Genomic DNA, 20,450 nt, shown 5'->3' on the forward strand with positions numbered 1-20,450 from the left:
AAATGCTTTGGGGTGCGATATGTATCCAATGATCTACCAGTCGCGTCGCGCGTCGGAGCGCCTCCATGCCACCTATGGCGTTCAGCGGTTGAGCGAGCGTTCCTGATCATGCTTGCGCGGGTCAGCCGCAACTTCGCCGTTCAGATCCTCGCGCTCGTGTTGATGATCGTCGAGCGCGTCGTCGCCGTTGGCCTTCTGGTCCAGGCCTGGGGGCCCAATGGCTATGCTGACTGGGCGATCCTGCTGTCCATCACCGGTTTGCTTCAACTGGGTGAGCTTGGCCTCAACGTCTACAACGGCAACGTCTGGCAGCGAAACCACGCCGCCGGCGATCACGCCGGGTCGGATCGAATGCTGGCCACCGCACTCGGCAACGCGCTTGTTCAAGGCATTGTTCTGCTTGCGCTGGCACTGGTCTTTCTCGCTTTGGTCGACCTGCCCTCGGCGCTGAACCTTTCGACAGAAGAAGGCGCGTCAGATGTTTTTGTGATGCTCAGCCTGTTCACCATCTTGATGGTGATGCGAGGCAGCATCTCGCAGCTTTACCGAGGCCATGGGCTCTATGTGAGAGGCAGTATCGTGGCGCTCCTTGGAACGGCCGCACTGCTTGGGAGTACTGCTCTTGCGATCAGTGTTGACGCGGGTCCCGTTGCCCTGGCTGCCGCTTATCTCGCCTGCCAGATCGTCTTCGGCATCGGGCTGGCCGTTTGGGACCTCCGTCGCTCGCTGCCTCACTTGCACTGGCGAGTGGCCCGGCCAAGCTGGCGAGCGTTCCTTCCCATCTGGAAGGATGCGCGCTGGCTTGCGGTGGAGCAATGCGCGCCTGTTGCCTGGTTGCAGTTGCCTGTGCTGGCAATGGGCATTGCGGGCCTCGGTGGCCCTGCTCTTGTGGCCTTCCTGTTGATCCGCACCTTGGCGGGATTTGCCAAGCAGGTCGCCACGATGCTGTCGATTGCCGTCGGCATCGAGATTGCGGGCGGCGCGACATCCAGTGCCGCCGATACCAGCCGTTTGAGCGCATTGGGTCGGTTTCTGGCTGCGACCTCTGCGGCTGCCGGTGTTGGGTTGATCCTGTTCGGAGAGGCCATTCTGTCCATCTGGACCGGCGGCACGGTGCCTTTCGATCTACTTGTTGCGGTGTGGCTCGGCTGCGGGATCGTGGTGTCCGCGATTGCGCAGCCGATCGCGAAGTACCTTGCCTTCACCAACCGCGCTCGGCCGAACGCCCTTGCCTGGATCGTCCAGCTTGCCATCGGACTAAGCGCAATGGCGCTCGCAATGCCCACCTATGGCATTGTTGGCGCAGCTGCGGCCCTGGCGCTCGGGGAAGGCGTCGGGATGGGGCTGGTTCTGCCCGTGCTCGCCCGCCGCGAACTGCGGGGGCCACTCGCGCCATATTACCGCGCCTGCGTGCTCGGAGGAATTGGAAGCGCAGGCTGGTGCGGCTTTGTCGGCCTGCTGCTTCCTCCTGCATCACCCAGCCTGGAAGCGATGTTGTGGATCCTGTTCGCCGCTGTACCCGTCATGATTGTCGCGTCCCCTTCCACTTTGCGGCGACACGCGAAGCTTCGCTGGCAGCAGATCTTCCAACAGCGGCAGCAGGCGTGACCGCAACGCGCTGTATCGGTATTGGTCAAGCCAACGAGCCTGCGCGGCACGCCCCATTTTCGTTCGCAGCACGGGGTCACCCAGGAGCCGGATGATGGCAGCCGCAAGCGTGCCGGGCTTTGAAAGATCCACGCACGCTCCCGTCACGCCGTCGACGTTGACCTCCTGACCTGCGTCCTGCGTGCTCGTGATCACCGGAACGCCGTGTCGCATGGCTTCGACGTAAACGAGGCCAAAGCCTTCGCCGCGCGAGGGCATCGCAAACAAGCCCGCACGTGCCCACAGGTCATCCAGCGCGCGGGATGGGACGAACCCGAGGGCGTCAATGGAGGCTGCAACGGGAGATGCGGCGATCCTTGCTTGGAGCGCGGGGAGACCTGAGCCTGTGCCGGCAATCGTCAATCGCGCCTCGGGAAGGGCGGCCACGACAGAGGGCCAGATGTCGACGGTGAGATCGTGACCCTTGTAGTTCTCCTCCGCGTCGATCCGGCCGACCATCAGCACAAGCGGCTCTTTGGCCGTTGTCGCCGTTTGCGGCGGCGTGTCCTCCTCCGTTCCGAGCGAACACACACGTGCGGCAGGAAGAGAGCCGTGCAGGGCTTCGAAGCGAAGCAGGGAATGCTGCGACACCGCCAGCACGCGATCTGCCCTTCGCAGGGCAGTTAGTCCGCTTGGACGCAGCGCCTCCCAGGCTTCCGCGCCATGCAACCAGACAACGTGAGGACGGCGCGGCCAGTGCGGATGGACGCGCGCCAAACTCGCGCTGTCATAGATGCACAGATCTCCCCGCCAGCCTTCCCACTGCGTTTTCAAAAGGAAGCGGGCGCGACTTCCCCCGGCACCGAAGGTTCCGTCTTGCTGCACCCCGTCGAGATAGGTGACGATCCGCACGTCATGGCCGGCTTCCCCGAGGACCCGCGCAGTCAACCGTGCCACCTTCGCGATGCCGCCGCCTGGCTGGAGCGTGGCCGTGCCGATGAGGATCCGAGCCATCAGCGGCGGTGCCGGCAGGCCAGAACAACAAGCGTGTCGGAGAAGCGTGCCGCCCCGAGCGCGCGCAACACCGGTGAAAGCACCGGTGCCGGCGCGTAGTAGACCGTTTCCATTACCTCCAGGTTCCGCTGCGCCAGTTCTCTCTGCAGCGCTTCCAAGGCGATGATGTGCCGGACATGCCGCCGGTAGCGCGGCCATCCGCAAAGGCGAAACATGAGCCGCTCGGCATGGCGGTAGACGCTGTGGGAATTCGGCACCGAGAACAACAACATGCCGTCATGAGCCAGCGCCGAAACGAGTGTGTCGACGGTGCCCCAGAAATCGTCGACATATTCCAGCACGCTGGAACAAAGCACCAGATCGAAGGGCGCCTCTTGCGCCAGTACCCGTTCGTCGATCATCGCAAGACGCAGCACCACATGAGCGAGCCCTTCGATGGCTATGCGCCGGCGCGCAAGGTCCAGCATGGCCGCGCTTCCATCGACTGCCAGCACATGCGCAGCGTGTTCAGCCGCTACCGCGGTGAGCACGCCGGACCCACAACCGGCGTCCAGCACCCGTGCCCCTGCCGGTGCGTAACGGGAGATCAGGCGGCTCCACACCATCTTGCGCTCGCGAAAGCCGCGCGCCCGCGTGTAAGCGGCGTCGAACCGGTCGGCTATCCCGTCATGCCAGGCAACGGCGTCGCTCATGCTGCTTGCGCTCCGCGCGCTCGCCGAATGGAGGATCCGCCCCCAACGTCGCGAACAATCGCCGTGAGGAGGGTCGCTCCTGGGTATACCGCAGCGATGGTCAACAGGCTTGCGCCGACGTCCCCGGCAAGCAGCCCGTCCATGCGAGCGCCCATATACATGCCGAGGAACACGGCAGGGAAATGCAGCCACTGGCCGTGGGTCAGGGTCCAAAAGGCATAGCGTCCGGTCGCAAAGAAGATCAGGCCAAGCGGGACCATGACCAGCGGGACACCCGCCCAGCCGAGATTCCAATAGGCTTCCGCAAAGTAGCCCATCCAGGTGGACGAGGTTTCTGAACCCGTGAGAAGGATTGTGTAGTCCCGCCCCATGTCGAACAACGGCTTGTCCGGCCACAGGACGCGGGGAACAAGGAGATAAGGCAGATATGTCAGCGAGTTGCCGGCTTGTCCGGAATCGAAAAGCGAAAGCGCGGGAGCGGCCGCATGGACATAGGCGATGCGCAGCAGGCTTCCTTGGAGCTCGTCGTGCCGTTCGTTTGGCCCGTGCGCGGCGAAGTCGGAAAGGATGCCCAGGCGCTCGGCAAATGAAGCAGTATGAATGGTGCCATACCGATCGGCCAGCTGTGCCCGACCATCCATGGTGGCCATCTGCAGGAAGGGGAAGGTAGCGACAGCCAAGGCGACCGCCAGGAAAAGGCGACGCAGCGAAAAGCGATGCTGCAGCACGGCGATGCCGAACATCAAGACTGGCAGCAGCGCGTCGGCCTTTGAGAAGCGAAGGAGACCCGCAAAAGCATCCGCCGCAACGAAAAGAAGCACGAGCGCGAGCCAGCGCGGATTGTTGCGCAGGCACCAGAGCGTGGCAAGAAAGGTGGCTACGGGAGCAAGCCACACGAGTTGCGTCAGCAGCCCCGGCAGAACGGTGTCTTCGCCCAACGCGCCCATCGCTTTGGGAAAGATAAACAGGTACTTAACGGCAAATCCCACAGTGCCGAACAAGAAGGCGGCTACGAGCATGAGGCGGTCATTGCCGGCCGGTTTCCGAGGCAAGGCCTGTTGCGGCCACACGCGCGCGGCGGCGAACACCGTGGACAGGATCACAAGGCTGCATGACGCTGCCAGCAGGTTGAACTTGGCGATTTCCGCTTCGGTGGCGTCGTAGAAAGCCATCAGCTCGGCATGGGTCACCTTGTTCATCAGCCCTTCGGCCACCGACCCAATGCCGAAGTAGGTCGCCGTGGCGAGGCGCATCCAGAACAAGCCGGTCCACAAGGCGAAGGGATTGCGCCGCGCCACCTGGATGGCGCCCGCGACAAGCACCGCTGCGAGCCACGGAGGTCCAACGAAGTTCACTAACGGTTGTGCGGCGACGTCGCCGAACAACCCTGCAACCAGGTAGAAGCCAACAAGGCCGGCCAGCCAAAGGAGTTCCCAAGCGGCGACGTCGCGGCCAGAACTGCAGCCCCTCATTGCAGTCGGCCGAAGATATTGGCGCGCATGCCGGACAAGGCATGATGCGCGTTGACTGTTCGTTCGTAGGCAACGCCCAAAAGATAGAGTGGCGCGAAGAAGCTGAGGTAAGCGGGATCGGTTTCTACCATCCGCAAGTCGCAGCTTTGGAAGCCGCTCGCGTGCGCAAGGTTCTGCAACCGCCTCCTCGTGTTGGCGCGGTAAAAGGTCGGCCAAGGCGCGTGCTGGTCTTTCGCAGCGCCCCGGACCCTGTTGGCCACGAGGTGGTGGAACCAGTGCGGTGTGCAACGAGCTGCGATCGCAACATAATGGAAAAGATTAGGAGTCCGGAAAAAGAAGCTGCCGCCGGGTTTCAGCACCCGCCGCACTTCACCGAAGAACCGGCCGGGATCTTCGACATGTTCGAGAACATAGTCGCTGAAGACCGTGTCGAAGCAGGCGTCGGGGAAGGGCAGCGTGCCGTCCGCCCCAATCAGAACCGCGGCGTCGAGTTCCTCGTTGTCTAGAACGATCGGGTCGATATCGGCGCCCACCACTTGGCGAACACGACCTTTCAGGATGCGCAGCGGATGCCCCGTCTGTGGGCCGGCACCCAGGTTCAGCACATGCATGTCCGAATGGAGCACGCTGCCAAGCCAATGGTAAAAGATGCGCGTGCCGTCGAAACGGGGCGAAGGGTAGCAGATCGCCTGGAGAGAACGCGTACTCACGCTGAACAACAACTCGCCGGAAGAAGAACCAGTATTTCGCCGCAAGGAGAAAAGATCAACTCCTTTCGCGTGAGGCGGGTTGTAGAAAAAGGCGTGAACAAAATTGCGTCAACAACACGCCTGAAGCGGCAGATCGCAAGCACAACGCGGAGAAGTTCATCCACGGGTGGAGAAACGCGCGGCATCTTGAAGAACAGGTGACGCAGGAACCCTTCCCATGAACGAGATCTCTCCCAATCTTTCGCTGCCCTACATCATGCCTTCGCAGGCGCAGAAGCATGTGACCCACAACGAGGCGATCCGTGCCCTGGACGCATTGGTGCAGATCGCTGTTCTCGCGCGGAATGTGGCAATGCCACCGCCAAGCCCGGCGGAAGGCGATCGCTATCTTGTGCCCTCCGGCGCAGTCGAGCCCTGGGCGGATCACGTCGGGTTTCTCGCCGCTTGGCAGGATGGGGCCTGGGCATTCTACGCGCCGCAAAGCGGCTGGACGGCCTGGGTACAGAACGAGGCCGTCTTGCTTGTGCACCACAATGGCGGCTGGGCGGAAGTCGGTCAGAACGCCGGCGGAGGAGGCGAAAGCGGCGGTTCGGGTGCCATCACCGGTGCGGTTGTCCAAGCGCTTGCAGCAACCGGCTTGACCCACAGGCTCGATACCACGGCGGTCGCGACAACCGGCGGCTACGATTGGCGCAGCTATTACCAGGCCGCCTCCTGGAGCAACGGGCCCAGCAACGAGCCGACCTATATCGACGACGTGTTTGCATCCGGCATCAACATGGCGGGCGTTGCCCTGAAAGCCGATCCGAACCGGCAATATGCCGCCTGGCACATGGAATCGAAGTTCTATTCCAACGCGAACCAGCTCAAGCCGTGGACCGAAAACTTCCTCGAAGTCATTGATACAACTGGTGCCAAGCGCCGGCCGATCGGCTGGGTGGGGGCGCATGACGGCTCCTTCGGCAATGTCAGCCTCGCGCAGACCGTGCTTTACCTCCAAGGCAACAACCACCAGCCGAAGATCGATTACAACTTCGAAACCAACGCCGTGCTGGTTTATGACGGCATCAGCACCACCTACCTCCAGAACGATGTGCCGCCGCATCGGCAGCGCAACGCCGCCGCCGATTCCACCATTGCTCTGCCTTACGTGGACGATGGCGACCTGCTGGTGATGAGCCGCGCCCTGTCCACGCCGCGCGCGCCGGGCTCGCGCAATGCATCAGGGCCGAAGGCCACAGCCCGCGGGATGAACACGGACGCCTTTGTTGCAGAAGCGCCGGGGGGCTTGGCTTCCACCTTCGCTCTTGCCTGCGGTGTCACGCAAGGTGCATCGGCGGCGATTGCGGTCACCGCCGACGGCACCACCACCGTGACGACGGCCGGCACCAATGCCGTGCCGGAAGCCGCGATCGGCCGCGGCATCACTGGCACCAACGTGCCGGCCAACACGCGCGTGACGGACGTTTTAAGCGACACAAGCTTCAAAACAAACAACGCCCTGCCGGCGTCGGTGACCTCCATAACGCTTGCGGCGCGCACCCGACGCACAACGGAATGGAGCGTCGACACTGCCGGCGTGGTTACCTACGATTACAGCGCCCGGCTGGCCTTCCGCGACAAAAGCGCTTCGAACGCCATCATCTTCCACCTTTTCGATGGCAATGTCGGGATCGGCAGCGGTGCGGCCTATCCGACGGGCGCGAAGCTGGTGGTGGACGGGCCGGTCCGTCTCAAAAGCTACACAGTGGCCACACTTCCGGCGCCGAACACGGCGGGCGCCGGCGCAATCGTTTACGTTTCGGATGCGAGCGGCGCGCCGACCCTTGCCTGTTCGGATGGCGCGGCCTGGAGGGTGGCGGCGCCCCTTGGTGCGGTGGTGGCATAGCGCTGTTGTTGCGAAAGAAGCTGGCGCGCCTTGGCGAGCACCACGGCGGCGCGATCGTCTATCGAATAGCCTGAACGCAGGGCTCGTTGATGGCCCGCTGCCGCAATGCGGCGGCGAAGGTCGTCATGAGCCAGGTAGAAACGGATCTTGTCGGCCAGTTCGTCCGCGCCTGTGAAGAAGACAGCTTCCCGGTCCTCTGCAAAATAGTCACCAATCTCGTCGGAGCGCTCATGCAGCATGAAGCCCCCGGACGCAGGGATGTGGAACGTCCGCGAGGTGATGAGATCCCCACTTGATGCGCCCGCACGCGCTTCGCTGAGGAGAGCGATGTTGATCCTGGAAGCGCTGATGGCGGCGGCATAGGACGCGCCGGTGATCTCCCGCTGTTGCAGTGCGTGAGGGGGAAGGGTGGATGCGCGCTGCCATTGCGCGCCCCAGATCCGGAGATCCAGTTTTCCGTGACGCTGGAGGAGTGCCGCCAGAATGTCTTCCTTTTTCGGCGACCAGGTGCCGATAAAGGAGGCCGCACAAGGGAGGCGTGGATCCAGGGCGTCCGGCGATGCAGGCCGGTGGGTTTCCGGATCAAAGCCATGCGGCAGAAAGGACGCGCGGGAAACACCATGGCGCGCCATATCTGCGATGCCAAAGCTCTTGGTGGTGAAGACCCAGTTGTAAAGCGGCAAGACCTGCGGCGGCAGGCTTCCGTGCGCCGCCACGCTGACATCGGGCCAGAAGTTGATCGCGACGCCGCCTTGTTGCTGGACCGAACGCACGGCAGCCGGCGTGACCATGACGCCCTTGAACGCAAACAGGAGATGGGGCTGGAATGCTTTCGACTGCTCAACCAGTGCGCCCTCCGCTTCCCGGATGATCAGGGGCCAAAGCAGGCGCCGGGCCGCCCGCATGGGAACGCTTTTCCAGGGCGTGCCGGCAAAGGCATCGTCCGCAATCACATGAACGGAATGGCCGGCACGGCGAAATGCGCGAACAAACGCATAAGCGTTGGAACCCTGCCAGGTCTCGCTGACGGCCAGGATACGCAGGGACGAGGGAGGAGACACATCCGCGCTCATGCAGCGCATAGCTCCCGAAGCATGATCTCCGTTCGGCTCACCGCGTCGTTGCGGCGATGATGGTCTTCGGCCAAGGCACGGGCATTGGCTCGCATGCTGAGCCTGGTTCCCTCGTCGTAGCCTGCGAACGCTTGGATCGCTTCAAGGAAGTCAGCCTTCTTGCCGAGCGGCAGGTCCCATCCCGCACCATTCAGCCGAAGACTTGTCCAGGGTGTCTGGTCCGAAATCAGAACCGGGACGCCGCAACTCAGAGCCTCGAAGATGGCGTGGCCAAAGTTTTCGCCCGCGCTCGGCAGAAACAACAGATCGGTTTCGGCAAGAACGGTGGCAAGCTGTTGCTGGGGAAGAACGCCCTTGAATGAGGCCTGAACATGCGGCGGCAATCGTTCGGCAAGCGCCCGACATGTTTGGAGATAGCCAGCGTCCTCCGATGGTCCGTAGATGTCGAACTGCAGGGGGATCGTCGCGCCTGCAAGGACCTCGAGGGCGAGGTGCAGGTTTTTGACCGGTGTGATGCGGCCGAGAAAGGCAAGCCGCACCTTGTCGCCCGGCACATGGGGCAGCGGAACAAGGAGAGGGCGGATGTTGCCCGCGCTTTGCAGGGTCCGGTGCGCAGGAAAAAGCGTCCGGCAAGCGTTCTCCTCAAGTGCGCCGGTGGCGTGCAGCGCCACCGTTTGCAGCAGGCGCCCGCGTGTTGCAAAGGCAACGAATGCCTGCTTGCGGCGCGGCTTTTGCGCGAGCGCACCCGGGTTGAACTCGCCACGGGGAGACAACAATACGGACATGCCCGGCAACAATCCACCACGCCGCGCAAGCAGGAGCGGTAGGGTGAACTCGCGGTCAAAGAAGCCGTTCAGCCAAACGAGATCCGGAGCCAGGCCGTGGATGGTCTGAAGGAGCCGCAGCGGCAAGCCGCTGCCCGCCCGTAGATAGGATGCGGTGAACCGGTCGGCCGTTCGCCGGGAAGCGCAGCCTTCCTCTGCCCGGAAAGGGCGATCGCGCGCCAGCAAGTGGAAGTCGAACTGGCCGCCCAAAGCGTCGGTCATGGCAAGGAAGCTCTGATTGGGCCCCGACGCTTCATTGCCCGGCCAGGCCGCACCAATCGCACAGACGACCAGGGGCCGTGAGCGCCTCACGCGCCGTTCCAATGGTCGACACGCTCTTCGGGAACGGCGACGATTTCCCAGCTGTCGCCGATCGCAGGCAGCGCAGCGGATGCCGAGATCGGACGGTTGGCGGCAAAGATCGCGTAGCGCTGTTCGTGCAGGAGGCGCGTCACCACGGAACTGTTCTCCCGCGGAACTTCCATGATGAGGAGCGGCCGCTTTTCGCGCAGGAGCTCGGTGCCACCGGTAAGGATCCAGACTTCCGCGCCTTCCGCATCGCACTTGATCAGGTCGGGCGCGGGCTGTTGCTCTGCAAGCCAGTCCAGCGTCACCGTGACCACCGGGTAGGTCGTGCGCGTGCCGCCCATCTGGCTGCCGTGATCGGCTCCCCGCAAACTGTTGGCGGCTCGCCCGCGCGCGGCAATCTCAAGGGCCGACAGCGCGAGGCGGTCGGATACCGCCGCCGGTACGATCGTCACCGACAGATCCGGATTGGCAGCCAAGGACCGATGCAAAAGCATCTGATTGAAAGGGTCCGGCTCGATCGCTAGCACGGCGCCCGTGGATCCGACAGCATGCGCGGCGGGAAAGGCAAAGGAGCCCATGTTGGCGCCGATATCCCACACGGTCATGCCGGATCGAACGAAGCGGCGCACATATCCAAGAAGCTCAGGCTCGAACCGTTCGACATTGAACTGCAGGGCACGCAAGCGATTGGCCGGTGAAAGAAAGATCAGCCGGCGCCCGAACTCCGGCGGGAGGCGCCGGCGAACAACCAGGTTGCGCAGCGCGTATTCGGCCAGCCGACGCAACGGGTGAACAGCGGTCTGCGGGACAGCTGCCACCGCGCTCATAGGGAATATCCGTGGCGCTGCCGGATGTGCTGCTTGAACGCATCGACACCGTTGGCCGCAATGAAGCGCCGCGCTTCATCGATCTTGGCATCCACGAGCATCCAGTTCCACCAGCCCTGAAGGAAGTGGAACAGGAAGCCCTGGCGGCCGTCGAGAAACCCGAGCAACAGGAAGAAGCGGAACAGGAAGTACACTGTGCCGCGCAGATAAAGCGGCATGCGGCCGAACACGCGGTTCTTGATCACGCGTTTCCAGCCGGCCTGATCCCGCTGCGTTTCCAGTGTCGCGTCGCCGGGGCGAAGGTCATGTTCGAGCTGAAGGAAGTCCAGCATCTGGCGCGTGGCGTAGCCATTGTGCTTGTCCGTCCACCACGAGATGTCGTTGAGGTTCTCATCCACCATATCGTGATCGAGCGTAACGGCGTGGCCCTGCGTCAGAACCATATGTTCGTCCATCCAGCGTTGCTCGATACGCCCTGTGCCGGGCCGCCAGAGCCGCATCAGGATAGTGGGATACAGACCGCCGAAGCGGATCCAGCGGCCACGAAAGATCACCTTGCGCTTGAGCCTGAGGCCGGTGACCGCCGCGGGCTGGCCGGGAAGCACCGACCTGATTTCCTCGACCAGCGCGTCTTCGAGATATTCGTCCGCATCAAGGCGCAAGATCCAGTCGGTCTCGATATCCATCTGGTCGAGCGCCCATTGGAACTGATCGGCATAGGTGACCCAGGGCCGCTGCACGACCTCAGCCCCATGTGCCTGGGCGATGGACACAGTGTCGTCGGTGGAAAAGCTGTCCACAACCAGCACGCGCTGCACCAGCGGTGCGATGCGGGAAACACAGCGACCAATATGAAGCGCTTCGTTGAAGGTCAGGATCACCGCCGTGATCGACAACGGTTGGCTGCATGTGGGGGATCGATGCTCGGACAACCTGGTCATGCGGCGAGTTGCTCGATCTGCTTGAAATGCCCAAGCACTTGTCGCGCCCATATCCTTGATGTCAGGCGTGGATTGGGCAGAGTTGCGGTGCCGAGCAGAGGTGCCGAAGGGATACTAAAGCCGCTTTTCGATCGGGCCAGCAGCGAAGGCGGGAGCGGCTTGCGTGGGATCTCGGCCAGCACGCTTTTGCCGCCCGCCTGCAGCACGGCTGACAAAAACGGCGCCACATCCTGCAACAGCCGGTAATCCACCAATGGGGTGCGGATCTCCACGCCATGTGCCATGCCGGCCCAATCCGCGTCGCGCAGGAGCTGGTTCTTGAGGTAGTTGTCGATCTCCAGCGCGGCCACGCGAAGCTTGGGATCCCTGATCCCACTGCCAAGCGACGTGCCGATCAGCGCCATCGGCTGCAGCCGCTCCAGCCCCGCGCTGGCGAAGTCGCGCCCGAGCAGGTTCGGCAGCTCATGCGGCATGAAAAGGCCTCGCCTGAGCAGATACGCGCCCGGCCACGTGCCACCCCATTCGAAAAGCGACAGCGCCTTGGGATTGCCCTTCCGTAGGGTGGGCATCAGGGTCGATCCGATGTGCCGCGCAGCCTTGCCGAATCCGGGAAACGCCGCGGGCCGGGCGGCCGCCCGCACAAGCCCGGGCACGGTGCGGAAGGTCGAATAGCCACCGAACAGCTCGTCGCCGCCGATGCCCGACAAAGCGACCTTCAGCCCCGTTTGACGCGCCGCGCGCGCCACGAGCCAGGTGTTGATGCCGTCGACGCTGGGTTGGTCCATATCGCGGAGGATTGCTGGCAACAGGGTGCTGAGTTCCGCTTCGCCCACCTGCTCGACATGGTGACGGGCGCCATAATGCTCCGCCACGGAGCGCGCGCCGCGTTCTTCATCCTGCGCCGTGCCCGAAAAGGTCTCGAAGGTCAGTGTGATGGCGGCCAGCGCGTCGCTGGGGCGCAGGTCCTGCAAGGCGCCGAGAAGGGCAGCGGAGTCCAGCCCGGCCGACAAGAAGAGCCCGATCGGCACATCGGCTTCGAGGTGTCGGAAAAGGCTAGCGCGCACAGCGTCCTGCGTTGCACGCATGGCCTCTCGCAGCGGCACATTGGCAGCGCGTGTGGCAAGCACAGCGCCCGGCGAGGCGAAGCGGGTGGGAGATCCCACCACTCCGTTTCTGATTGTCAGGTGATGTCCGGCAGGCAAAGCCTTGATGGCGCGATGAGTCGTGAAGGGCTCGGGGACATGACCGAGCAGGGCAAAGCCAGCGATCCCGGCCGGATCAACGGTGTCGTCCACGCCGCCGGTAAGAAGCGCCTTGACCTGCGAAGCAAAGGAAAAACTTCGACCGTCGTCGCTGTAGTAAAATGGCTTGATCCCATAGGGATCGCGCGCAACGAAAAGTGTTTTCTCCTGCTGATCAAAGATCGCGAAAGCAAACATACCCTGAAGGGCATGGACGGCCTCCGCGCCTCTTTGCAGATAAAGATTGAGGATCACCTCGGTGTCGGACGCTGTTTTGAAGGTGTAGCCGCGCGCGGCGAGGTCGCTGCGAAGGTCGCGGTGATTGTAGATCTCGCCGTTGAAGGTGATGTGCAACCGCCCAGTTGCTTCCCCCATCGGCTGCGTGGCCCGCTTCGTGGGGTCGATAATGGAAAGCCGACGATGGGCAAAAACCAGGTCGCCGTTATCGAGGGTGATCAAGCCATCGCCATCCGGGCCTCGCGCGGACATATACTCTGCTGCGGAAGCTGTTTGGAAAGCGAAACCAGATCTGGACGTCCTGGTGTACTGGTACTGACCCGTGATACCACACACTTGTACACCAACTCCGAAGCTACTCTGCTCCATATCTGCTCTGACGAACGATCTGAAATCAAGAGGAATAGTTTACAGAAAGTAAAAATCTGGGATTGCGCAGTTTAACGTTTCCTGTACGGTTGTGTTCAACAGGTGGGGTCAAGCGCAACCTAGTATGCTGTGCCGGTGCCTGATCATGGTGTCCTTTTTAGTAGTGCGTGGGGGCGCGGGTGGAGCAGATTGGGCTCAAAACGTCGATGCTCGACGTGTTGTCGGCGCGACCGGATCTTCGCTGCGCGATGCGCTTGCGCTACCACCTGCTCGGCGGTCTGCTTCTTTGCGTGCTGTTTCCAGCGCTCCTTCGGAACGGCTTCAACCTTCCTCCCATGCTGTACCCCGCAGACGTCAAGATGACGGTTGGCGCCCTTTCCGCGCTGCTGGGCGGCTACTACCTTCACCGTCGCCTCGTCGGCTTCCCGGGCGTCTCAGCTTCGAGCTACATCCTTCCGGCTTTCACGACGTCGTTTGCCGCAGTGATCGTTGTCTTCTTCTTTTTCCGGCTTGAATATTCACGCCAGGACTTTTTGCTGAGCTATAGTCTTGCTCTTGTTTGGGCCTATGCGCACACGGCAATCGGCCGTCGCGCGCAGACGCTCCGATTGGCGGTTGTGCCCGGAGGTGCAGCGAAAACGCTGGAGCAGATCCGGGGCGTGTCCTGGGACTGGCTGAAAGAGCCCGAGGCCGGGTGGCACCGCTGGGACGGCATCGTGGTCGACCTTCGTGCGGACCATGGCGCGGACTGGACCCGCTTCATCGCCCGTGCGGCGCTGGCGGGCGTTCCCGTGTACCATTTCAAACGCATCCGCGAGTCCCTCACCGGGCGTGTCGAGATCGAGCATCTGTCGGAAAACACGTTCGGTTCGCTTAATCCGAACAGGCTTTATTTCCGCTTGAAGCATGCGGCTGACTTTGTCGTCGCGCTGCTGGTTTTCTTGCCCGCGCTGCCGCTGGCAGCCTTGATCGCCTTGGCGATCCGCCTCGACACGCCGGGCCCGGTGTTTTTCGTCCAGCCGAGGCTTGGCCATCGCGGCCGTGTCATCAGGGTCGTCAAATTCCGGACGATGCGCCACGAGGAGGCGCAAGCCATCAGCCTCGAAGAACGGCGCGAACACGCTCGCACCTTGCCGCATGATCGCCGCATCACCCCCGTTGGCAAGTGGTTGCGCCGCACACGGCTCGACGAGTTGCCGCAGATCATCAACATCCTGCGCGGAGAAATGAGCTGGATCGGACCTCGTCCGGAAGCGCTGCCCTTGTCGGCGCATTATGATGACGAGATCGCCTTTTACAGCTACCGCCATATCGTGCGGCCCGGGATCACCGGCTGGGCGCAGGTGAACCAGGGACATGTCACCACCGTCGACAGCGTGCGGGACAAGCTAGGCCTGGACCTCTACTACATCGCCTATTTTTCCAACTGGCTTGATGTGCTGATTGCGCTGCGCACCCTGCGCACGATCGTGACCGGCTTCGGGGCGAGGTGAGGGTGGCGCATTGATCGACCTTCACAGCCATATCCTGCCCGGTCTCGATGACGGCGCCCCCGATCTCGCCAGCGCATTGGCCATGGCGCGGATCGCCGTTCGGGATGGGATCCGCCATTGCGTCTGCACACCGCATATCGTGCCGGGGCTCCACCCCAACACGGGCCTCCGCATTTCGGCACGCCTCGCGCTTTTCCGGGAGGTCCTGAACCGCGCGGAGATCCCGCTGAAGCTTTCCCTGGGCGCGGAAATTCATCTGACGCCGGATCTCGTTGGCGGCCTGCACAACCGCGTGCTGCCCTGTCTGGGGCGGGGCTCCGCATTTTTGCTCGAGCTCCCGTCGGCCGCGCTGCCGCCCCGGGTCATCGGTTTCATTGCTGGGCTCCAAGCGGCCGGGTACCGCCCCGTGATTGCTCATCCGGAGCGCTTGCGCTGGATCGAAGCGCGCGCCGATCTCCTTCTCGCCCTTCAGAAGCAGGGAGCGGTGATGCAGATCACAGCCGGCTCGCTTCTGGGACGGTTTGGCAGCCGCGCTCGTTTCTGGTCTGAATACATGCTGGATCACAGGCTGGTGGATGTGATCGCCACCGATGCGCATGACGAGCAACGGCGCCCGCCGCTCCTCAGCGCCGCCCGCGACCGCGCAGCCTTGTGGGTGGGCGAAGCGGCTGCTCATGACATGGTGCACGGCACGCCTGCGGCCCTGATCGCGCCGCGGACGGAAGCGGCCATCGACCCCCGGCGGGGTGTGACAGCCTTCCTGCCAGCGGGAGGCCAGCTTAGCCCCGCCGCCGGAGACCGGGTTTGAGACCCGTCTTCAGGTGCCTGATCCTGGGCTTGCTGGCCGTGAGCGGCTGCACGACCGCTTCGAACTACGAGCCTTCCCTTTTTTCCGGCGAGCAGCAGGTGATTGGCACCACGGTTCTGACGGGAGCCCTGCCCGAACCGACCACCGCAGCGGACGGCAATCCGCAGATCGTCGCCAACGATGTCCTGACGGTCAACGTTTACGGTGCGGCGCAACTCGACCGAACAGTCCGGGTCGACGCCAACGGGGAGATCGCACTGCCGCTGGTGGGCAGCATCGAGGCTGCCGGCGCTTCGCAGCGGGAACTCGAAAACACCATCGCGCTTGCTTATGCTCGCGACTACCTCCAGTCGCCTCAGGTTTCGGTTTTCGTCAAGGAGTCGGTTGGACAGCAGGTCACGGTGGACGGCGAAGTCAACCGGGCCGGCATCTATCCGGTGACGGCTCGATCGACCTTGCTGCAGGTAATTGCACAGGCCGGAAATTTTAGCAGCCTCGCAAACAACAGGAAAGTTCTGGTGTTCCGCCCTTCCGGCGGCCTTCGCTACGTTGCCGTTTTTGATGTCGTAGCCTTGAGAAACGGCCGCAGTCCCGACCCCCACATCTTTGGCGGCGACATGGTTGTGGTGCCAAGCTCGGCCGCCAAGCTGGTGCGACACGAGCTCAAGGACCTACTTGGCGCTGCGGCAAGCGTCGGTAGTCTGGCGGCGCTCGGACTGTGACCGATGCTTGACCGGATCGCCCGCCAGCCTGCTTACGACTATGGGGTGGGCGCGTTCCGCTCCGGTTTGCCTTACGCACCCTCAGCTTATGACAGCTTCGATGCGCATCTGAGCTATGGCGGACAAGGCGCGGCGGGAAATCAGCTCGATCTGCGTCAGCTCCTTTCCCACCTGGTGCGATATCGCCTGTTGATCGCGAGCTTCGTTCTGGCGGGGCTTTGCGCGGGATTGGCTTTCTTCCTGACGCAAACACAGATCTATCGGGCAGCGGCTCGGATCGAGATTTCCGCGCCTTCGGCCCGGGTGGTGCGCGACCTCGAGGTGGTGCACGAAGCGGCCGACATCCGCGCCTTCCAAACCGCGATTGAAAAGCTGAAAAGCAGAAGCGTCGCCGAGCGCACGGTGCGTGCCCTCGGCCTTGCGGAAAAGCCCGCCTTCCTGGTTCCGCAACCCGGGCTGTCACCCAGGCGGCTGATCAACCAGCTCCTGGGAGAGACCGGCGCCGCGCTGGCGGATCTCAGCCTGCCCGAACGCGAAGAAAGAGCGATCGCACGAGTGCAGGCCAACCTTGCAGTGAGCCTGACCCGCAACACCGGCATTCTTACCATCAGCTACGCGGATGCAGACCCCAAGCTGGCGATGGCGATCGCCAATCAGCACGCCCAAAGCTATATCGACCAGCGCCTTGCGGAAACGGAGCGGACCACGACGGTTGCGCGCGACTTCATCGAGAACCAAGTGCTCGGTGTGAAAGGCCGGCTGCAAACTGCCGAAACGGCCTTGGTTGCCTATGCCAAGGAGCAGGGGCTGACGCTCGAAGGCAGCGGGGGATCGCTGATCGAGCAGAACATGCGCGCGATCAACGCCGCCCTCGGCGATGCCATCGGGGAGCGGCTCGCGGCGGAAAGCCTGGTGGAGCAGATCGAAGCTGGCAATGGCAATCGGCTCGAGGCTGTGCTGGAAAACCGCACTGCGCTGGAAATTCGCAGCAAGATCGTGGAGCTGAGCGCGACGTATCAGCAGAACCTGCGCTTCTTCAAGGCCGATTACCCGGACATGCGCATGCTGCGTGCGCAGATTGTGGAATACCAGGGACAACTGGAGGAACTCACGCAGGCTGTGCTCGCGTCGGTCCAGCAAAGGCACGCGGAAGCGGTCGCCAAGGAGCGCGAGATCGAGGCCAAGCTTGTCGCCCTCAAGGTGGATCATGCGGCCTATGCCGATCGCGCGATCAACTTCACCATTCTGAAGCGTGAGGTGGATGCCTTCCGTTCCCAATATGATGGTCTGGTCGACAAGCTGAACGAAGTGGGAGTGGGTGCCGAGATCAGGTCCCAAAGCGTCACCGTTCTCGAACAAGCAACAGTGCCAACCATCCCGATTGCGCCGCGCCTGTCGCACGCCCTTTTTGTTTCGCTGGTGATCGCGACCGGGCTGGCGGGCTTCGCCCTTTACCTCCTCGAGCTGCTGAACAATGCCTTCCGGACGCCCGAACAGGTGGAAGCGCATCTCAAGGTGCCGGTGCTGAGTGCGCTTCCCGTGGTCGGAGAAGACGAAGTCGAGAATGCCCTGCTTGATGCGAGGTCGGAGCTGTCGGAAGCCTATCGATCGCTTCGCACATCACTGCAGTTTGCCGACGGCGGCGCTCCGCGTGTTCTTCTGGTGACCAGTGCCGAGCCGGGCGAAGGCAAAACCACCACCGCCTGCAAGATTGCCAGCGACTTCGCCGTGCTGGGGCAGCGAGTGCTTCTTGTGGATGCCGATCTGCGCCGCCCCTCGATTCACCGCCGCATGAAGCTCGCCAACCGCAACGGTCTCAGCAACATCCTGGCCAAAGCCGTGACGCGAAAGACGTTCTCGCGGCTGTTCCACATCGCGGCACCAAACCTGATGGTGCTCACCGCCGGGCCGATCGCCGCAAATCCAGTGGATCTCCTGTCTGCACAACGGACGAGCGTCTTGTTTGACGCGTTTCAGCGTCGCTACGACCTTGTGGTGGTGGATGGTCCGCCCGTAGGAGGCCTGTCCGATGCGCCCGTGCTGTCGCGCCTCGCGGACGCGACCCTGCTGGTTGTGTCAGCCAGACAGGTGAGCCGCCGGTCCGCTCTGCTCGCCTTGAGCCGCTTGCGCGCTGCGGGCGCAAACGTCGTTGGAGCAACGCTGTCGCGGTGTCGCAAGCAGGACTTCGATGGCGCCTACGCTTACGGTTATGCCGCCCCGTCTGACGCAAAGGAAGCGAAGCGCAAAGACCCTGAGCCGCGCAAGGACCCGGCACCGCCGCGTAGCATCGTGTGGGACTATTACGGAGACGCGCATGTTCCGCCGCTCGGCCTGAAAGGGCTACGCGACGCAATGGTGGCTGGCCTCCGCCGGGGGATAAGGGGCAGCCGCAAGCGTCGCGGCGGTCTTCGCCCCAACTGGTAGCGCACCGGCCGCAAGACGCTTTTCCGCTCAGTTGTCGATCCGGAGCCCTTCATCTGAACGGATGACGTGATCAGCTAAAGCAATTGTCCTTGTTCTTCGGCCGAGGATTGACTGCGCTTGCCCCCTTTGAGGCGGACCGGCGCTTCACCGGCGGCGATGGCATCGACCCGACCATCCGCGAATTCAAGCGACAAGCGTTCACCCGCCGCGATCGCTTCGACTCCTGTGACAGGCTGGCCCGTTTGATCATGCACCACGGCGAAGCCGCGCCGAAGCACCGCCTTGTAGGACAGCGAGTTCAGCATGCGTTCGGCTTGCGACAGGTTGGATCGACCAAGCGCAAGCAAAGTGGAAACAGCGCGCGATCGCCGCGCCTCCAGCGTGGAGTAAAGCGCCCCAAGCTGAGTGACGCGGTCAAACAGGGAGTTTGGCCGCAGCCGCCGGGCCTTGTGCTCGAAGGCGGTTCGGTCATGCTGGAGCTTGCGCCCCAACAAGCGCGCAAGACGCTCCGGCTGGGGCAGACGGGCACGGCAGTCTTGCAGACGGCGACTCTGCGCCACGGGTAAGCGCGCGTCGAACCGTTCCAACTCGCGCTGCAGATGGGTCACGCGGCGAACCAGCACGGCGGGCGACAAGCGGATCCCGTCGAGGCGAACGCGGCAGCGATGGGTGCCTGTTTCAAGCGACCGCTCAAGCCGACCGGTGGCATCGTCGAAGCGCCGGCGTGGCAGGGCGAGGATGGCGTCGGCCGTGGGCAGGGCGCGCGCCAGGCTGCGCATCGCGTGACTTCGCCGGTCCATGCCGCGCGACATGCAGCCACGCAAGCGTGCGCCAAGCGAAGCGATCCTCGCCTCGAGTTCTGCCTTCACCGGCACGGCCATTTCCGCCGCGCCGGTTGGCGTGGGAGCGCGCCGGTCGGCCACTAGGTCGATCAGCGTCCAGTCGGTTTCGTGGCCAACAGCGGCGATAAGCGGGATGTCGGAGCTGAAAACGGCGCGGGCGCAGGACTCGTCGTTGAAGCCCCAAAGGTCTTCAAGACTGCCGCCGCCGCGCGCAACAATGATGACGTCGGGGCGGGGGATGCTGCCGCCGCGCTCCAGCTGGTTGAAGCCGTGGATCGCCGCGCACACTTCCGAGCCCGAGGTTTCCCCCTGAACACGCACGGGCCAAACAACCACATGCAGCGGGAAGCGGTCACTGATGCGGTGAAGAATATCGCGGATCACGGCACCGGTGGGCGAGGTCACCACGCCGATCACCTTCGGCATGAAAGGCAGGTCCCGCTTGCGCGCCGCGTCAAACAGGCCTTCGGCGGCCAAACGCTTCTTGCGCTCCTCCAGAAGGGCCATCAAGGCACCGGCACCCGCAGGTTCCAGGCTTTCGATGACGATCTGGTACTTGGACGAGCCGGGATAGGTCGTGAGCTTGCCGGTGGCGATCACCTCCATTCCCTCTTCCGGACGGAAGCGCAGCCGCGCCATGGTGGTTTTCCAAACCACGGCCTCAAGCTTCGCGCGGTCGTCCTTCAGCGCGAAATAAGCGTGGCCGGATGAGTGGACGCCACGAAATCCTGAGATCTCGCCGCGAACCCGCACATGCCCGAATTGATCCTCCACTGCACGCTTCAGCGCGCCGGATATTTCGGAGACCGTATATTCAGCCGCGTTTGTCAGCGGGGCGGGGGAAATGCGATCGGACATGCTTCAATTCAGGTGAGGCGAGGGCGGCTGAATGGAACGCGCCACGGGAAAAGGAGGGCATCCTCTGGTTTCCTGTGCCGTGTGCGCGAAGCTCCTTGGGAAACACCACGTGCCATCCT

The 20,450-nt window shown here is 63.2% G+C and carries 15 protein-coding genes; 5 read left to right on the forward strand and 10 right to left on the reverse strand.

Annotation, left to right across the window (positions count from 1 at the left end):
- Window positions 1-1,473 precede the first annotated feature (1,473 nt).
- The 4 genes from J5Y06_RS23260 to J5Y06_RS07955 are packed head-to-tail and all read right to left on the reverse strand — an operon-like array spanning window position 1,474 to window position 5,475.
- On the reverse strand, window positions 1,474-2,601 hold the full coding sequence (locus tag J5Y06_RS23260; RefSeq protein WP_385931434.1) for a glycosyltransferase family 4 protein: 1,128 nt from the start codon (window positions 2,599-2,601) through the stop codon (window positions 1,474-1,476).
- A complete protein-coding gene (locus tag J5Y06_RS07945) occupies window positions 2,601-3,293 on the reverse strand; it encodes a class I SAM-dependent methyltransferase (RefSeq protein WP_209334607.1) in 693 nt (230 codons plus the stop codon). The genes J5Y06_RS23260 and J5Y06_RS07945 overlap by 1 nt, the downstream gene beginning before the upstream one ends.
- The gene (locus J5Y06_RS07950; protein ID WP_209334608.1) at window positions 3,290-4,765 is read right to left on the reverse strand and encodes a hypothetical protein; all 1,476 of its coding nucleotides are present in this window, start codon (window positions 4,763-4,765) and stop codon (window positions 3,290-3,292) included. Before J5Y06_RS07950 ends, J5Y06_RS07945 begins: the two co-directional genes overlap by 4 nt.
- Window positions 4,762-5,475, reverse strand: a complete 714-nt coding sequence (locus tag J5Y06_RS07955) for a class I SAM-dependent methyltransferase (protein ID WP_209334609.1) — start codon at window positions 5,473-5,475, stop codon at window positions 4,762-4,764. The genes J5Y06_RS07950 and J5Y06_RS07955 overlap by 4 nt, the downstream gene beginning before the upstream one ends.
- A 217-nt stretch (window positions 5,476-5,692) precedes the next feature.
- On the opposite strand from J5Y06_RS07955, the gene J5Y06_RS07960 reads away from it, so the two are divergent.
- Window positions 5,693-7,363, forward strand: a complete 1,671-nt coding sequence (locus J5Y06_RS07960; RefSeq protein ID WP_209334610.1) for a DUF2793 domain-containing protein — start codon at window positions 5,693-5,695, stop codon at window positions 7,361-7,363.
- Here the strand turns inward: J5Y06_RS07960 and J5Y06_RS07965 are convergent.
- The 5 genes from J5Y06_RS07965 to asnB all read right to left on the reverse strand — a co-directional run bounded on the left by J5Y06_RS07965 (window position 7,270) and on the right by asnB (window position 13,184).
- A complete protein-coding gene (locus J5Y06_RS07965; protein ID WP_209334611.1) occupies window positions 7,270-8,436 on the reverse strand; it encodes a CgeB family protein in 1,167 nt (388 codons plus the stop codon). The genes J5Y06_RS07960 and J5Y06_RS07965 overlap by 94 nt on opposite strands.
- Entirely contained in the window at window positions 8,433-9,482 is a 1,050-nt protein-coding gene (locus J5Y06_RS07970) for a glycosyltransferase (RefSeq protein ID WP_209334612.1), read from the reverse strand. The genes J5Y06_RS07965 and J5Y06_RS07970 overlap by 4 nt, the downstream gene beginning before the upstream one ends.
- 86 nt (window positions 9,483-9,568) lie before the next feature.
- Entirely contained in the window at window positions 9,569-10,396 is an 828-nt protein-coding gene (locus J5Y06_RS07975) for an FkbM family methyltransferase (protein ID WP_209334613.1), read from the reverse strand.
- Window positions 10,393-11,292: a glycosyltransferase family 2 protein gene (locus J5Y06_RS07980; protein WP_245247701.1), complete on the reverse strand. Its 900-nt coding sequence runs from the start codon at window positions 11,290-11,292 to the stop codon at window positions 10,393-10,395. The genes J5Y06_RS07975 and J5Y06_RS07980 overlap by 4 nt, the downstream gene beginning before the upstream one ends.
- A 41-nt stretch (window positions 11,293-11,333) precedes the next feature.
- Window positions 11,334-13,184 (reverse strand): asparagine synthase (glutamine-hydrolyzing), encoded by a 1,851-nt coding sequence (gene asnB / locus J5Y06_RS07985; RefSeq protein ID WP_245247702.1) that lies wholly within the window; start codon window positions 13,182-13,184, stop codon window positions 11,334-11,336.
- A gap of 179 nt (window positions 13,185-13,363) precedes the next feature.
- Between asnB and J5Y06_RS07990 the strand changes: the two genes are divergently transcribed.
- The 4 genes from J5Y06_RS07990 to J5Y06_RS08005 are packed head-to-tail and all read left to right on the forward strand — an operon-like array spanning window position 13,364 to window position 18,631.
- Window positions 13,364-14,677, forward strand: a complete 1,314-nt coding sequence (locus J5Y06_RS07990; protein WP_342453387.1) for a sugar transferase — start codon at window positions 13,364-13,366, stop codon at window positions 14,675-14,677.
- Window positions 14,678-14,687: 10 nt separating this feature from the next.
- Window positions 14,688-15,485: a tyrosine-protein phosphatase gene (locus tag J5Y06_RS07995; RefSeq protein ID WP_209334616.1), complete on the forward strand. Its 798-nt coding sequence runs from the start codon at window positions 14,688-14,690 to the stop codon at window positions 15,483-15,485.
- Window positions 15,482-16,207 carry a polysaccharide biosynthesis/export family protein gene (locus tag J5Y06_RS08000; RefSeq protein WP_209334617.1) on the forward strand — a complete coding sequence of 242 codons (726 nt, stop codon included), beginning with the start codon at window positions 15,482-15,484 and terminating at the stop codon, window positions 16,205-16,207. The genes J5Y06_RS07995 and J5Y06_RS08000 overlap by 4 nt, the downstream gene beginning before the upstream one ends.
- Window positions 16,208-16,210: 3 nt before the next feature.
- Window positions 16,211-18,631, forward strand: coding sequence for a GumC family protein (locus tag J5Y06_RS08005; protein WP_209334618.1), 2,421 nt, complete (start codon window positions 16,211-16,213; stop codon window positions 18,629-18,631).
- Window positions 18,632-18,705: 74 nt separating this feature from the next.
- Here the strand turns inward: J5Y06_RS08005 and xseA are convergent, their stop codons facing one another.
- Window positions 18,706-20,331 (reverse strand): exodeoxyribonuclease VII large subunit, encoded by a 1,626-nt coding sequence (xseA, locus tag J5Y06_RS08010; RefSeq protein ID WP_209334619.1) that lies wholly within the window; start codon window positions 20,329-20,331, stop codon window positions 18,706-18,708.
- Window positions 20,332-20,450 lie beyond the last annotated feature (119 nt).

It is taken from the genome of Tianweitania sediminis, from assembly GCF_017813335.1.
GTDB classification, from domain to species: Bacteria; Pseudomonadota; Alphaproteobacteria; order Rhizobiales; family Rhizobiaceae; genus Tianweitania; species Tianweitania sediminis.

Coding starts and splice junctions, on each gene's coding strand:
- J5Y06_RS23260 (WP_385931434.1), bottom strand. CDS start 2,601: ATGGCTCGGATCCTCATCGGCACGGCCACGCTCCAGCCAGGCGGCGGC.
- J5Y06_RS07945 (WP_209334607.1), bottom strand. CDS start 3,293: ATGAGCGACGCCGTTGCCTGGCATGACGGGATAGCCGACCGGTTCGAC.
- J5Y06_RS07950 (WP_209334608.1), bottom strand. CDS start 4,765: ATGAGGGGCTGCAGTTCTGGCCGCGACGTCGCCGCTTGGGAACTCCTT.
- J5Y06_RS07960 (WP_209334610.1), top strand. CDS start 5,693: ATGAACGAGATCTCTCCCAATCTTTCGCTGCCCTACATCATGCCTTCG.
- J5Y06_RS07965 (WP_209334611.1), bottom strand. CDS start 8,436: ATGAGCGCGGATGTGTCTCCTCCCTCGTCCCTGCGTATCCTGGCCGTC.
- J5Y06_RS07970 (WP_209334612.1), bottom strand. CDS start 9,482: ATGACCGACGCTTTGGGCGGCCAGTTCGACTTCCACTTGCTGGCGCGC.
- J5Y06_RS07975 (WP_209334613.1), bottom strand. CDS start 10,396: ATGAGCGCGGTGGCAGCTGTCCCGCAGACCGCTGTTCACCCGTTGCGT.
- asnB (WP_245247702.1), bottom strand. CDS start 13,184: ATGGAGCAGAGTAGCTTCGGAGTTGGTGTACAAGTGTGTGGTATCACG.
- J5Y06_RS08005 (WP_209334618.1), top strand. CDS start 16,211: ATGCTTGACCGGATCGCCCGCCAGCCTGCTTACGACTATGGGGTGGGC.
- xseA (WP_209334619.1), bottom strand. CDS start 20,331: ATGTCCGATCGCATTTCCCCCGCCCCGCTGACAAACGCGGCTGAATAT.